Origin of the sequence: Bacillus sp. RSS_NA_20, assembly GCF_020165915.1 — a bacterium.
GTDB classification, from domain to species: domain Bacteria; phylum Bacillota; class Bacilli; order Bacillales; family Bacillaceae; genus Bacillus; species Bacillus altitudinis.
Genome location: NZ_JAIUKW010000005.1, coordinates 947887 through 962679, shown reverse-complemented (window position 1 = coordinate 962679; position 14793 = coordinate 947887). Strand labels below are relative to the sequence as shown.

Genomic DNA, 14793 nt, shown 5'->3' with positions numbered 1-14793 from the left:
ATTTCAAAAAATAGACACCTTTTTGCTTAAAGATGTTACCAAGCACGATCGTATTGGCGCGGGCTTTCGATGGATGTACGAAGCTCTTTAGCGGCTGTTTTTGGGAAATACGGATCCCGTAAAAATTCTCTGCCGATAAAGATCAAGTCAGCACGCTGATTTTGTAAAATTTCTTCGGCCTGTACACCAGATGTGATCATACCGACAGCGGCTGTTTGGATGCCGGCACCTTCTCTTATTTTCTCAGCAAAGGTGACTTGGTAGCCGGGGAATGTTTTAATACTGGCTTGCACCACAGCGCCTGAGCTCACATCAATTAGATCGACTCCTTGCTCTTTCAGCCATGCGGCAATGCCAATATAATCTGCAATATCTAGTCCTTTTGTTGTGTAATCAGAAGCGGATACACGGACAAATAATGGTCCATCCCACACTTCATTGACTGCATCAACCACTTCTCCCAAGAAGCGATAACGATTTTCTGGTGAACCGCCATATTCATCTGTCCGGTGATTGGCAAGCGGTGAGAGAAATTCGTTAATCAAATAGCCATGCGCACCATGAATCTCAATGATGTCAAATCCAGCTTGTTTGGCGCGGACAGCGGCATCTTGAAATGCCTGAACTGTGTCTTTTATTTGATCGATAGACATCTCAAGAGGTGTTTTAGATTGCTCGTCAAATGGAATGCTGGATGGAGCAAGAATGTCACCATCTAGCTCAGCCTTGCGTCCTGCATGGGCTAGCTGGATGGCCGTTTTTGTTCCGTACGCTTTGATTTGTTCGTTTAATGAGGCAAACCCTTCAATGTGCTCATCACTCCAAATTCCGAGGTCCTGATCACTAATTCTTCCCTCAGGTGAAACAGCACTTGCCTCGACCATAATTAATCCGGCCTGACCTTGCGCACGGGAAACATAATGTGCAAAGTGGAAAGGCTGTAATTTTCCATCACGGTCATAGGATGAATACATACACATCGGGGACATGACGATGCGGTTTTTGAGTGTGACACCTTTTAATGTCCAAGGTGAAAAAAGCTTTGTTTCCAATTACCTTCGCCTCCTCATAGAATGGTATAGCCGATTATAACAGTCATTCAAACATTCGTCATAAAAGGTGCTCAAACCATATAGCTTTTGAACATGATTTTGTATAATGAAAGATATGGACATCAAAGGGGGATTAACGGATGAAATGGCAAACGGAAAGTGAACTAAAGGAGCTACTCACAGCTCTGATGCAGTATGAAAGCATATCTGGTACAACGGGAGAAGTCGCATTAGCGGAATATTTATATTACTTGCTGAGGGAGCGTCCATATTTTGAGCAGCACCCTGATCACTTGGCTTTGCATCCAATGAAAGATGGCCGGTATTTTTTAACGGCACTTGTCAAACGAAATACGCTGCCACGTACTGTTTTACTCCTCAGCCATTTTGATGTCGTCGATACAGAGGATTACGGAGAATTTCAAAATATGGCGTGTAAGCCCGAAGAGTTAATGGCGTCCTTTTCTCAAAAAAGTGCACTTCTTCCAAAAAGGGCAAGAGAGGATTTAGCTTCAGGTGACTGGCTGTTTGGACGAGGGTCCATGGATATGAAAGCAGGCCTGACTGTCCAGCTTTCCATGCTGGAAAGAGCGATGGCGGGGAGGTTTGAAGGAAATATTCTGCTCGTCACAGTGCCAGATGAAGAAGTGAATTCACAGGGGATGCTGGAGGCTGTTCCGAAACTAAAGGAGCTCAAGCAGAAGTATGACCTTGAGTATACCGCCTGTTTAAACAGTGAGCCGATGTTTGAAAAGTATCCCGGGGATGCGCATCAATACATCTATACAGGTAGTATAGGGAAGGTACTTGCGGGATTTTTCTGCAAAGGAATTGAAACACATGTAGGTGAGCCCTTCTCAGGATTAAATGCAAATTTTATGGTATCTGAATTAAACAGGCTGTTAGAACTGAATAGTGATTATTGTGAGGAAGTAGATGGTGAAGTGACACCGCCTCCGACCAATTTGATGCAAAAGGATTTGAAAGAAGCTTACTCTGTTCAAACGCCTCACACGGCTGTTTCTTTATTTAATGTGCTGATGATGAACCGCTCTAGTGAAGAGCTTCACGGGCTCCTCTATGAAACTGCGAAACAAGCAGCAGCTCAAATCGAAGCCAATCTCAAACAGAAAACCGCTGCATTTCAACGCTTTAAACATTTTACACCCATCGATACAAACATCACGGTGTTAACGTATCATGAACTGTACGAAAAAGCTGCTGAACGATCCGGCAAGCAGGAGGTCGAGCGAATTGTCAACTACGCCTTTGCCAACCGGGGTGAGCTAGGGGATCGTGATTTTTCAACCAAAATTGTATCAGAACTGACGACCCTTTGTAAGGAAGATGGAGCACTGATTGTGTTGTTTTATAGTCCGCCATTTTACCCATCTGTTTCTTCAACAAACGATCTGCATATTCAAACGACCTTAAAGAAGATTCAAAGAGAAGCAAAAGAGATCTATGGAATCGAAGTAGAAGAAGTCAAATATTTTCCTGGTTTATCTGATTTAAGCTACTTACAGCTTGAAAATCAAGATATAGACGATTATACAGCCAACATGCCGCTATACCAAAAAGGCTACTCGTTACCACAAGGAGAAAAAGAAGCTCTTAACGTTCCTGTCATCAACGTTGGTCCATTAGGAAAGGATGCGCACAAATGGACAGAACGGCTGCATGTCCCATTTTCTTTTGGCGTTTTGCCGTCGCTCTTACAATCAACAATTCATGCTTTATTAGAAAAGAATTAAGTGAAAGCTCTATCGTCATGATAGGGCTTTTCTTTTTGATATCAATCACCTTCTGTCTAAAGAAATAGAGTATGATATAGAATAATACTTACATATATTTGAAGGGGGATTGTGAGAGTGAAAACAGGAGTACTAACAAAAACAGAGATCATGACATCACTTCATGAGAGTTTGCGTAAGCTTGAGGAGTTAGTATGGACATGTGATGAGGATACATTAGATGAATCTTTTGGGGAAGGCAAGTGGTCGATTAAACAAATTGTTGGACATTTGTATGATACAGAAGAAGTCTGGTCAGAGCGGATAGAGCAGGCAATATCAAATGAGCACACGCTTTTCGCATCATATGATCCAGAGATATATGTGAAGGGAAGAGCTTATGAAACGTATACCGCACAAGAGGTCAGTGCATTGATCGAACGCTTAAAAGAGAGCAGAAACAAAACACTACAACGATTAGAAAAGGATACATGGGATTTTTCAGGTCTCCATCCTGAAGAAGGGGTGATGACAGTCCAAATATTAGCTGAAACCATTGCTTTACATGAAATTCATCACCTCGATCAAATCAAAGCCATTATGTCCATGAGAGCATCGAGTGATAGATGAAAAGCACCTGTCATCAAGGCAGGTGCTTTTCTCACTTACTTATACGTACTCGCTGAAAACATATCGTTTAATTCTGCTGCACGTTTCGTCGCTGTTTTCACACAATCGACAATCGCTTCTTCAAATTGATAGGAAGCAAGGGTATTAAGTCCTGCTTCTGTCGTTCCGCCTTCGCTCGTAATTTCTTTGCGAAGTTCAGCAGGTTCCTTACCGCTATCCTGAAGCATATTTGCAGCGCCTGCAATCATTTGACAAATGAGCAATTTCGCTGTCTCTTGGTTCATCCCAAGTTCCGATGCACCTCGCTCCATTCCTTCAATCAAATGATAAATAAAGGCAGGACCGCTGCCGGCAATGGCTGTGACCGCATTCAGCTGTGATTCATCTAAAACCGTCACATGACCGATCGTTTCAAACAGCTGAACTGCTTTTTCCTTTTGCGCCTCTGTGACTTCATCACTGACAGCAATGCCAGTAGCTGATTGTTGTATGGCTGCTGATGTATTTGGCATCGCACGAACCACCGCCGTTTTTGCGCCAGCATAATGCTGAATGGTTTCAATAGAAATGCCCGCTAAAATAGAAATAATCAGCTGTCCATTTAAATGGGGCCTTACTTCAGAAATGCCACTTTCCGCATCTTTTGGTTTTAAAGCAAACACCAGCATATCGGCTTCTTCATAAATAAAGGAACGCGCGAAATCTGTTTTGACTCCATAACGTGCATGTAATTCTTCTAATCGTTTTTCATTTGTTTTATTTGTGACAATGATATCTTCATTTGACATAATGCCGCTCTTTAAAAGACCTTTAATCATAGACTCGGCCATTGAGCCTGCACCAATAAATCCAATTTTACTCATAAGCTGCTCCTCCTTGTAGAAAATAAAAAAACCTCTCGTCTGCAAAGGACGAAAGGTTTTTCGCGGTACCACCCTCAATTAGCATGCAATCATACATACTCAGCTCTAGTCCCTTAACGCGGGAAACGTTTAGGTTTGCCTAACAGCTCAAAGGGCAGGTTCAGCAAATAAGAGGATGGTGAAGTCTTACAGCCGGCGGACCTCACTCTCTTGCATCATTATTTTGCTTACTAATCCTTGTCATCGCGCATCTTATATTTGTTGTTCATTATGCAACGATGGACAAGTTTGTGTCAATAGGGAGAGATAAAAAAATTGACCATCTAAACCGCATGACAGTCTGCCCTTTGCAAGATACAATGAATAAAGAAGAGTGAGTTCAGATGATCTATGAGACAAAAATCAGGAGATGACGTATAAAAGTGAAAGAAGAAATGATTCAATTATCCATCCCTACACCGTTTGCGGTGGGGGATGTCCATGCATATGTATTAAAAGGCGATGCCGTGACCTTAGTTGATTCCGGACCGATGACACAAGAGGCGCAGCATGCCTTTGTCACGCAATTAAAGGAACATCATTTATCAATAGATGATATTGATCAAGTGGTTTTGACACATCATCATGCAGATCATGTCGGTCTTTTAGATCTGATGAAACCTCATGTCCGTGTCATCGGACACGAGTTGAATGAGCCCTATATTAGTCAGGATGAAGCGTTTAAACAGCGTCAAATCCATTTTATGAATGATTTTTTTCAGCAGTTAGGTGTGCCGCTTCGTCAAGGTGAGTGTGAAAGAATGGTGAGGCAGTCCTATACATATTCATGTACGGCACATGTCGATGACGTCATAAAAGAAGGCGATCGTTTGAAGGGACATGAGCACTTCCAAGTGCTGGAGACACCGGGACATGCACAATCTCATCTTTCTTTTTTAGATGAAACAACAGGAAATTTCATCGGCGGTGATCTGCTGCTTACGACCATTTCTTCCAATCCGTTAATGGAAGCACCGGTGAAAGGAACAGAACGTCAAAAATCGCTGCTTCAATATAAAGCATCACTCAAACGTTTATTGCATTTGCCCATTCAGGCGATTTATCCAGGGCATGGCCAGCTCATTACCTCTCATCACGAATTGATCGAAGAAAGATTTAAAAAACAGGAAAAACGGGCAAATACGATGTATCAGCTGCTTCAACGAAAGGAAATGACCGCCTTTCATCTTTGTCGCACCTTATTTCCGGGCCTGTATGAAGAAGCATTATTTCTGACAATGTCTGAGACAGTCGGACAGCTTGATGTGCTTTTAGCGGCTGGACAAATTGAAGAAGTGCAAAAAGACGGAACCCTCTACTATCGAGCAACTGAAGGAGTGAAATAAATGGGGCGACTAACAGGAAAGAGAATATGGATTACAGGTGCTTCAGGCGGTATTGGTGAAAAGATGGCGTACTTGGCAGCAGCCGAAGGAGCAGAAATCATTGTGTCGGCAAGACGAATTGAAAAGCTCACAGGTGTAAAAGAAAAGATTATAAGTGCTGGCGGCGTATGTCACATCGTTCAGCTTGATGTCAGTCAGCTTGAGGACATTGATCAAGCCTATCAACAAGTGGGTGCTGTTGATATTTTGGTGAACAATGCCGGCTTTGGTGTGTTCGATCTCGTCGAGGACGCATCCATTGAGGAAATGGTGTCGATGTTTGAGGTCAATGTCTTTGGTTTAATTGCCTGCACAAAAAAGGTCCTTCCTGAGATGAAACAAAGAGGGAAGGGACATATTATCAATATTGCGTCACAGGCAGGCAAAATTGCCACCCCTAAATCCGCCATCTATTCCGCATCAAAGCATGCGGTTCTCGGATTTTCAAACAGCCTCAGAATGGAGCTGGCAGACAGCGGAATTCATGTCACAACCGTCAATCCAGGACCGATTGCCACAGACTTCTTTACCATTGCAGACCGCAGTGGTGAATATGTGAAAAATGTTGATTTTATGATGCTCAGTGCTGACAAGGTAGCAGGGAAGGTCGTATCCGCCATGATGACGAAAAAAAGAGAGATTAATTTACCAGGATGGATGAATGCTGGCAGTAAATTGTATCAATTATTCCCGTTTTTATTTGAAAAAGCAGCACGGAAAGCGATGATGAAAAAATAACAAAAAAAGAAACCGGTCACAGGCTGGTTTCTTTTTTTGTTTGATGGGGCTTGATATTGGTGACGCCAAAGACATTGCCATCAACATCTTCGAAGCTAAAACCGCCTAAGTCTGGGTCAGCTAATATTTGAATATCCGATACGGTGACGTTATGCTCGCTTAAATACTGGTGAAAGTTTTTTAAATCCTTCACAAATAAATCAATTATACTATGCCGAACTCCTGTAAAAGAGTTCATAAAGTAGATTCGTTTCTCGTGTTTTGTTTTGACGAGATAAAAAGAAGGTCCCTCGCCATGAGTAAAAGTGAGCATGGCGGCTTCTTCTGATTGATGTAGAACGATCATCTCTAAAATCTGTTCATACCAAGAGACAGCCCGGGGGATATTAGTCACAGGAATTTCAATAGTAGCAATTTGTTGAATGGTCAATGGCTTCACTCCTTTTTCTATATTCGTCTTGCCGCTTGCTGAAGTGGGTCCCATACACTGTTAAAAGGAGGGGCATAGCTTATATCTAAATCTTCAAGGTCTGTCACAGTCAACCCTTGATAAAGAGCAGTTGCCATGACATCAATTCGTTTATCAACACCTTCTTTACCGATGATTTGTGCGCCAAGCAAGGTGTGATCATCGCTTCTGTAAATCAGTTTCACTTTCATCTTCTCTGCATCTGGGTAATATCCAGCGTGGTCAGTGCTGTCGATGGTGATGGTGGAGAAAGGAAGGCCCGCGTCTTTTGCTTCTTTCTCTGACAAACCTGTTCGCCCTGCTGTCACGTCCATAAATTTCATCACCGCTGTGCCGGTGACGCCTTGAAACGCACGGTTTGTTCCTGTCATATGAAAGCCTGCGATTCTTCCTTGTTTATTTGCTGTCGTGCCGAGCGGAATATAGTCCAGTTCCTTTTTGATACGGTGATAGGTTGCTGCGCAGTCACCCGCCGCATAGATATCTTGTACATTCGTCTGCATGTATTCATTCACAACAATTGCGCCATTTTGAAGTCGCTGAATTCCTGTGCTGTCTAAAAAGGATGTTTGCGGAGTGACGCCAACGGCAATGATGACCATATCTGTTTCAATGGTCTGTTTGTCTGTTTGAACAGCTGTTACATGTGTCTTACCCTTTAACTTTTGCACTGTTTCACCAAGTACTACTTGAATGCCTTGATTGTCCGCTTCTTCTTTCAGATATTTTGCCATATCGGGATCAAAGCCTGGCCCAAGTGTTGCACCCCGCTGAATGATATGAACGTCTTTGCCTAGCTCTTTTAAATTTTCTGCCATTTCTAAGCCGATATATCCTCCGCCGATGATCGTGATATGTGTGACGTCTTTTTTTAGATTGTCTAAAATAGACAGCGCATGCGGGATTGTTTTTAATACGTGGACACCTTCTAATGAATGACTGTCTAGATCAAGTGTGACGGGGCTTGCTCCTGTCGCAATTAACAGGCGGTCATACGTTTCTGTAAAGGGCTCTTTTGTTTTAGAATGAATACCCGATACTGTTTTTTGCTCCGGGTCAATTGAGGTCACTTCGTGTAAGCATCTGGCATCAATTCCGTATTTGTCACGAAAAGTTTCAGCGCTACGTGCGATGAGTTTTCTGTGATGATCAATGAGACCGCCGATCAAGTAGGGGAGTCCGCACTGTCCATATGAGAAAATCTCTCCTTTTTCAAAAGCTACAATTTGCGCGTCTGGATCCTCTCTATATATTTGCATAGCGCAGCTCATTCCTGCTGCATCTCCGCCAATCATCACATATTTCATTTGGTGTGCTCCCTTCTATCTATCAAACTGAATACTCTTATTTACCCTCATTTTCCTTTATTTAATGCTTTTTTTTTCGCAAAAGAAGCAAACTTTCGTTGAAAAATAAAGACAGCGCCTTCATTTTAAGCTACAATCGGATTATCGTCTTTTTGGTTATGAGTTTAGTTTAGATTGGTGGGAAAGACTTTGGGTGACGAACGACTAGATTTTAATACACTATATACACGCCATACGAGAGAGGCATGGGCCGCTCTTGGAGAATATATGCCGGTATCTGTTTCAGAAGAAGAAGTGAGGGCACTTCAAGGATTAAACGACTACTTATCGCTAGAAGAAGTTCGAGATATTTACATACCGCTTATTCGTTTTCTGACATTACACGTCTTTGCAGAAAAACAAAAAAATCAGCATGTCAATGCTTTTTTAAACTACCCGCATCATGCGAAAATCCCTTTTTTAATTGGGATTGCAGGAAGTGTGGCCGTCGGAAAAAGCACGACAGCACGTATTATTGAAACACTTTTATCAAGGCTTGGAGATGGGCTGAAGGTGAGTCTCGTAACAACGGACGGCTTTTTGTATCCTCAAAAAGAGTTAAAAGATCGGGGGCTGATGGAAAAGAAAGGCTTCCCGGAAAGCTATGATGTTAAAGCGCTACTTTCGTTTTTAAATGAATTAAAATCAGGGAAACAAACTGTGCATGCACCTGTATATTCACATCTGACCTATGATCGTCTTGAAGGGGTGTATGAAACAGTAGAGGATGCAGATATTGTCATCATTGAAGGGATCAATGTGTTGCAATCACCGGCACTGGATGATCTGAAGGATGAGCCGCGCGTGTTTGTATCAGATTACTTCGATTTTTCGATTTATGTAGATGCCGCTGAGACACAAATTCAATGCTGGTATAAAGAACGGTTCCGTTTGCTGCGGGAAACAGCCTTCCAAGACCCTGAATCCTTCTTTCATCAATACAAAGATTTGACGGATGAAGAAGCAGATCAGATGGCAAGTACGATTTGGAATACAGTGAACCGGCCAAATTTATATGAAAATATTTTGCCGACAAAATATAGAGCCGATTTGATTTTAAAAAAAGGCGATCAGCATAAGGTGGAAGAGATCGCCATCCGCAGGGTATAAAGAAAACCGCTCAATTGAGAGCGGTTTTTTTAATGACCTCCACTTACTTTCACAGCCACGGCAGCCGCCGTTCGTTTTTTTAGGCGGTAGTATCCGATAAGTAAAAACGGAACGCCTGCAGCGGTGACAATCGCCAAGACTGAAAAAATAGAAAGGGGATGGGCTGCGCCAAATAAGTCAATACACAATCCTCCGACAAACGGTCCGACGACGCTGCCGAGCTGAGAAAACCCCATTGCGCCGAAGTATGATCCTTTCACTTCAGGTTTTGCAATATTGTCTACAAACAGATCCATCATCGCAAAGAGCAGCACTTCACCAATCGTAAACACGACAATGATAAAAGCAAGCGTACCGAGACTTTGTGAAAAAGCAATGGCAAACAAACTGCCTGCTAGAAGCACGTTCCCAGTCGTTAACGACAAAATCGTTGAATAGCGCTTAGCGATCATAATTAGCGGGTACTGAACGACAATGACAACCACTGCGTTTAAGGATAAAAGATACCCAAACAGTTTAGGGCCATCCTCAATCATAGGGGATGCCGATAAATATTGAGGCAGTGTTGAGCTTAGGTGTGAATAGCCAAATGAACATAAAGTAACGCCAATGAGGATGATGCTAAAGACCGTATCTTTCTGAATAATGGAAAGAGCTTTTTTGACGCCGATTTGTTTGGTGCTTTCTGGAGCAGCCACTGGATGCTTTTGAAATTGCCATGCCAGCGTTAACCCGTACAACAAGTAAATGAGGGCAGCGACGAGAAATGGAAAAGTCGTTTTTGATGACCCGAGATATAAGCCAAGCAGCGGGCCGAAAATGACACCAATGTTAATGGCCGTATACCGTAAGTTAAAGACAAACAACCGAATGCTCGATGGGGTGACATCGGATAAGAGTGCTTTAGACGTTGGTTCAAACAGCGCCCGGCACAGTCCATTTAAAGCATTCATAAAAAAGAAGACCCAAATGGCATCTGCAAACGCGAAGCCAACAAAGACAAGTGTCCAGCCAAAGATGGATAAAAGCATGACCTTTTTTCTGCCGATTCGGTCGGAAACATAGCCGCCGTAAAAACTCGCAACAATCCCAATAAGAGAGCTGACGGCAATGATCAATCCAGCTGAAGAGGCTGAGGCGCCTTTGACTTGTGTCAAATAAACGGCTAAAAAGGGAATGCTCATGGATGTCGCCATTCGGCCAAATATCGTGCCGATGATGATCGTCCAACTAAGTGGATGTAAAGTGCGTAAGTTATTTTTCATGCTGTGTCTCCCCTGAGTTTGTAAGATGTTCCAATCATACATGAAAAATTGTGCAAATTAAATACACAATTTGATGGAGGAGTCATCCGTCAAATGACAGAGAAGCTTGAACCGTTCCGTTCATTCGAAGAGCATATGCCTCGTTTTCAAGGTTTTAAGCCTTGATGGGTCATGATTTTTTCAGAAAAACGAAGCGGGTTTTTCAATGATCATGTTTTCGTTTTGTGAAAATCAATTGAGATCGATGGCAATAATTTGATGTAAGGAAAGGTTTAGAACATCTTCGTCATTCACGATTTTCATTTGGCGTGTTTCATAATGAATGGCTTTCACCCAGCCCCAAAACTGTGCTTTCATGCCGGATGAGACATATGTCACGCAAATCGCTTGATCCTCGGTAATCGACTGTGTGATCAAAACATTCATTTCCTCTAGCTGATCGGAGCTGAGCGGTAGAGGTGTATATTCTTTTTTCTTTCGTTTTTGAGCAAGTAGTTGCTCCCGGTGCTCTGGTAGCATCATTCGGCTTGATTCCCACATGATGTTGTATCCAGGTGTTAATTTATTGGGATTCATGCTTGTTCGCCTCCGTTATTTGTAATGCCCGCCAATTTTTTCGGCGCGGTGATATGCCTGCCCTGCGCTTGTCAGTGACGAAGCATGCAATAATGCCGCAGGTCCATATTTCAGATGGATCGCATCAAATACTTTGCTGAGTTGATCTTTCTTCAAATGATGATCAAATAAAGTCAGCTGATAGTGGCTGTCAGGCTGCAGCTGTGAGAGGGTAATGCCTACACTGCGAATGGGCTGGCCATCCCAGTGCTGCTGGCATAGCTGAATCGCTGCCTCTGCAATATCTGAGCCATACTGTGTCGGTGAATGAAGCTTCATTTGTCGATGAAAGCCTGTTGGATGTGAAAAATCAGCCCCTCTTACACCAACAGACACCGTTTGACCGAGATAATGCTTAAAACGTGCCCGCCGAGCGACTTCCTCACTCAATTCAAGAAGAGCAACTTTGATCTCCTCAAAAGATGCGTAATCACGGGGAAGGGTCATATGATGCCCAACGGCTTTTTGCTGATCATGTGTGTGAATAGTGACTGGGGAGGGATCGTGTCCTAAAGCTGTTCGCTGCAGAAGCTCCCCATTGATTCCCCAGCGTTTTTTTAATCGGTCTAACGGATAAGTAGCAAGTGTGCCAATGGTACTGATGCCCATTCGTTTCAAATGATGCTCCATTCGTTTGCCGACGCCAAATAATTTCCCGATTGGAAGCGGCCATAAATCAGCAGCAACTCGGTCGGCACTCAGTTCATAGATGCCGGTTCTGTTTTTTTTGGCAAAATGGTCACAGGCCATTTTAGCGAGCACTTTATTAGGGCCTATGCCCACACGTGCGTAAATGCCAGTCTGGTTCATAATCGTTGTTTGTATATGTTGAGCGATCTCATGTGGAGAGCCGAATAGTGTAAGACTGCCTGTAATATCAAGAAACTGTTCATCAATGGAATATGGCTCGACAAGGTCTGTGTATTGTTCAAGCAGTTCTGTAATCATGACAGAGATATCGAGATAGCGCTGCATACGTGGACGTACGACCACTGCTTCAGGACATTTCTCCTGTGCTTCCCATAACCTTGATGCATTTTGTACGCCACGTTTCTTCGCGAGAGGGCAGGCTGCCAGGACGACTCCGCTTCTTCGTTCTGGATCTCCAGAGACAATGAGCGGCACATTCTCCAAATGAGGCGCCTCCACCTTCTCAACTGATGCATAAAATGACTGCATATCCACAAGCAGAATGGCTCGTTCATTCATTGTACTTCACCTCTTAGAACGTATGTTCTGTATCTATTGTAAACAACATGAGGTGAAATTCATACTGGTAAATCATTCAAAAGCTGTCCATACAAAAAAGACGAAGTGATGAACACTTCGTCTCGTCTGCTGCAACGATTGTTAGGCATGTGCCATGTTGTGGAATGTTTGGAGCGGTTCAGAACGCAGACGATAAGCCATCAGCTTTTTCTTTGGCTTATGTGTAAACTGCCGAACCACATCCACATGGTCATCATAATGGAACAGATAAAGGGTGACATCATGTTTCCCATGCTTTGTTTGCATAGTAAGCGGCGTTGGCCCTTCATTCGGATGAAGAAAACGTTCTTCATCACCTGGGTAAATATAATAGCGTTCAATAAAGATCGCATCATTAAAATGTTGAATGACTTCAGCTGCTCGCTGCTTATCAAGCGAACGACCTTGAAAAGTAATATTTGTTTGCTCACTTGTTACTTTAGCATGTACGGCGTAGCGGCTAAAAAGGCGCTCAACAACACCAGAAGGCAAAGAGGTGACAAGCAGCTTTAAAAGACTAAACACAACAAGCGAAATAACAACCCAAACCAATCTCATCATCTCCAATAAACATTTGTACCATTTCCTATATGAACCATCTTAACATAACAAATGAATGAAACTTTCGCACAAAAAGTGAACTTTTTGAAATAAGTGTGAAGATTTAAAAGGAGATGACGGCTGAAAGACGAAGAACCAACAAGTGAACATGAAAAAAGACGGGCATGCTGTCTTTACAACCATTTGATCAGACAGTAGACTATTGAAACAATCGCATTTTTGAGAAAAAACGAATCAAAGGAAAGCCAAAATGGAAAAAGGGGCGAGGCCATCATGATACGTCAAGTGAAACCGTCAGATTTTTACGCAGTCACATCCGTCATTCAAAACTGGTGGGGAGGCAGAGATTTGCGTGCAAAATTGCCAAAGCTCTTTTTTGAACATTTCCAGCAAACAAGTTTTGTTGTCGTTGAAAAGGGAGAGCTGATCGGCTTTTTGGTTGGCTTTTTATCGCAATCTCATTCGGATGAAGCCTATATTCACTTTGTTGGCGTCCACCCAGATCACCGTAAATTAAAGATAGGTAAAATCCTCTATCAAGCTTTTTATGAAGCGGCTGAAAAGGAAGGAAGAACAACCATTAAAGCTGTCACAGCTCCTATCAATAAAGTCTCCATTGCTTATCATACAAAACTCGGGTTTCAGATAGAAAAGGGAGATAAAACAGTAGATGGCATCTCAGTCTTTTCAGATTACGATGGCATTCATGAAGACCGTGTGTTATTTGTGAAGAAGCTGGAGGCGATGAAATGATTGTTCATTTAGATCACACAATAAGTGATGTAGCAAAGCAGATCTTACATATTCAACTAGCTGCATACCAACAAGAAGCTGAACAAATTGGTTATGCTGATCTTCCGCCATTAAAAGAGACCATTCAAGATGTCATGAAAGCAAAAGAGCAATTTATTGGTTTTCAGCAACATGATCTCTTATTAGGTGTAGCCTCTTATGAAGAGCTGAAAGATTGTTTGATCATTAGTCGATTGGCTGTGCATCCAAAAGCGCTAAAGCAGGGGATTGGAACAAGACTTATGTCGACAATTATGGAGAAGAATGTCCCGATAGAACTGACCACAGGGCAAGAAAACACCCCTGCAAAAAGGCTATATGAAAAATTGGGGTTTTTTGAAACAAATGTGATTCATGTGGCAAAAGAGCTCACCCTATCAAAAATGAAATGGACACCGCGACGCAAGGTTGAGGTTGTCGAATTCAAAAAAGAATGGCATGAAGAATTCCGTCAAGAAAAGCAGCGACTCAAGCAAATCATTCAAAAGAGCTGGATAGAAGGATACCATATTGGCAGCACGTCAGTTACAGGACTTGTTGCCAAACCAATTATAGATATATTAATAGAAGTAAGCGATATAGAAGAGATTGATAGGAAAAAAGAGAGATTTGAACACCTTGGATACGAAGTGCTCGGTGAAAATGGTATAAAAGGGAGACGTTTTTTTCAAAAGGGTGGCTTGAATCGTACGCATCATGTCCATGTTTATGAAAGAAATCATCCTGATGTAAAAAGACATTTATTGTTTCGAGATTACTTAAGACTCCACCCAGAACGATCTGAAGCGTATGCGTCTGTCAAGGAACAATTAGCAAAACAGTATCCGGAAGATATACAAAGCTATATGGCGGGAAAGAATGAAATCATAAAAGAAATAGAAAATGAGGCATATCGCTGGGATAAAGAAGGAAGAGAGGAAGCTCTTAAATAAGCTGCCTCTTCTCCT

Annotated in this window: 15 protein-coding genes and 1 other annotated feature; of the genes, 7 read left to right on the top strand and 8 right to left on the bottom strand. The window is 42.5% G+C overall.

Annotated features, from left to right (window positions below; translation table 11 throughout):
* Positions 1-35 precede the first annotated feature (35 nt).
* Positions 36-1052 (bottom strand): NADPH dehydrogenase NamA, encoded by a 1017-nt coding sequence (namA, locus tag LCD32_RS10455; protein WP_057079329.1) that lies wholly within the window; start codon positions 1050-1052, stop codon positions 36-38.
* Positions 1053-1192: 140 nt separating this feature from the next.
* Between namA and LCD32_RS10450 the strand changes: the two genes are divergently transcribed.
* Both LCD32_RS10450 and LCD32_RS10445 read left to right on the top strand, forming a co-directional pair.
* On the top strand, positions 1193-2806 hold the full coding sequence (locus LCD32_RS10450; RefSeq protein WP_060781174.1) for a M20/M25/M40 family metallo-hydrolase: 1614 nt from the start codon (positions 1193-1195) through the stop codon (positions 2804-2806).
* 117 nt (positions 2807-2923) lie between these two features.
* On the top strand, positions 2924-3415 hold the full coding sequence (locus LCD32_RS10445) for a DinB family protein (RefSeq protein WP_060781173.1): 492 nt from the start codon (positions 2924-2926) through the stop codon (positions 3413-3415).
* Between the two features lie 35 nt (positions 3416-3450).
* Here the strand turns inward: LCD32_RS10445 and proC are convergent, their stop codons facing one another.
* On the bottom strand, positions 3451-4278 hold the full coding sequence (proC, locus tag LCD32_RS10440; RefSeq protein ID WP_025207584.1) for a pyrroline-5-carboxylate reductase: 828 nt from the start codon (positions 4276-4278) through the stop codon (positions 3451-3453).
* A 41-nt stretch (positions 4279-4319) separates the two neighbouring features.
* Positions 4320-4531 (bottom strand) — a binding site (T-box leader).
* A 169-nt stretch (positions 4532-4700) separates the two neighbouring features.
* Here proC and LCD32_RS10435 point away from each other — a divergent pair.
* Together LCD32_RS10435 and LCD32_RS10430 are read left to right on the top strand one after the other, a co-directional pair.
* Positions 4701-5663 (top strand): MBL fold metallo-hydrolase, encoded by a 963-nt coding sequence (locus tag LCD32_RS10435; RefSeq protein ID WP_060781172.1) that lies wholly within the window; start codon positions 4701-4703, stop codon positions 5661-5663.
* Positions 5664-6440: an SDR family NAD(P)-dependent oxidoreductase gene (locus tag LCD32_RS10430; RefSeq protein ID WP_007501086.1), complete on the top strand. Its 777-nt coding sequence runs from the start codon at positions 5664-5666 to the stop codon at positions 6438-6440.
* Positions 6441-6456: 16 nt separating this feature from the next.
* Here LCD32_RS10430 and LCD32_RS10425 read toward each other — a convergent pair whose 3' ends face one another.
* Together LCD32_RS10425 and LCD32_RS10420 are read right to left on the bottom strand one after the other, a co-directional pair.
* Positions 6457-6879: a VOC family protein gene (locus LCD32_RS10425; RefSeq protein WP_224563737.1), complete on the bottom strand. Its 423-nt coding sequence runs from the start codon at positions 6877-6879 to the stop codon at positions 6457-6459.
* 8 nt (positions 6880-6887) lie between these two features.
* On the bottom strand, positions 6888-8216 hold the full coding sequence (locus LCD32_RS10420; RefSeq protein ID WP_060781170.1) for a CoA-disulfide reductase: 1329 nt from the start codon (positions 8214-8216) through the stop codon (positions 6888-6890).
* 189 nt (positions 8217-8405) lie between these two features.
* On the opposite strand from LCD32_RS10420, the gene coaA reads away from it, so the two are divergent.
* Positions 8406-9365, top strand: coding sequence for a type I pantothenate kinase (gene coaA / locus LCD32_RS10415; RefSeq protein ID WP_008342294.1), 960 nt, complete (start codon positions 8406-8408; stop codon positions 9363-9365).
* A 29-nt stretch (positions 9366-9394) separates the two neighbouring features.
* Here coaA and LCD32_RS10410 read toward each other — a convergent pair whose 3' ends face one another.
* The 4 genes from LCD32_RS10410 to LCD32_RS10395 all read right to left on the bottom strand — a co-directional run bounded on the left by LCD32_RS10410 (position 9395) and on the right by LCD32_RS10395 (position 13045).
* On the bottom strand, positions 9395-10630 hold the full coding sequence (locus LCD32_RS10410) for an MDR family MFS transporter (protein WP_008343828.1): 1236 nt from the start codon (positions 10628-10630) through the stop codon (positions 9395-9397).
* Between the two features lie 231 nt (positions 10631-10861).
* Entirely contained in the window at positions 10862-11206 is a 345-nt protein-coding gene (locus tag LCD32_RS10405; RefSeq protein WP_017367544.1) for a YolD-like family protein, read from the bottom strand.
* 15 nt (positions 11207-11221) lie between these two features.
* The gene (locus LCD32_RS10400; RefSeq protein ID WP_224563734.1) at positions 11222-12454 is read right to left on the bottom strand and encodes a DNA polymerase IV; all 1233 of its coding nucleotides are present in this window, start codon (positions 12452-12454) and stop codon (positions 11222-11224) included.
* 141 nt (positions 12455-12595) lie between these two features.
* On the bottom strand, positions 12596-13045 hold the full coding sequence (locus LCD32_RS10395; protein ID WP_008343832.1) for a YfmQ family protein: 450 nt from the start codon (positions 13043-13045) through the stop codon (positions 12596-12598).
* A 282-nt stretch (positions 13046-13327) separates the two neighbouring features.
* On the opposite strand from LCD32_RS10395, the gene LCD32_RS10390 reads away from it, so the two are divergent.
* A complete protein-coding gene (locus tag LCD32_RS10390) occupies positions 13328-13807 on the top strand; it encodes a GNAT family N-acetyltransferase (protein ID WP_081114352.1) in 480 nt (159 codons plus the stop codon).
* On the top strand, positions 13804-14778 hold the full coding sequence (locus LCD32_RS10385; protein WP_224563730.1) for a bifunctional GNAT family N-acetyltransferase/GrpB family protein: 975 nt from the start codon (positions 13804-13806) through the stop codon (positions 14776-14778). Before LCD32_RS10390 ends, LCD32_RS10385 begins: the two co-directional genes overlap by 4 nt.
* Positions 14779-14793 lie beyond the last annotated feature (15 nt).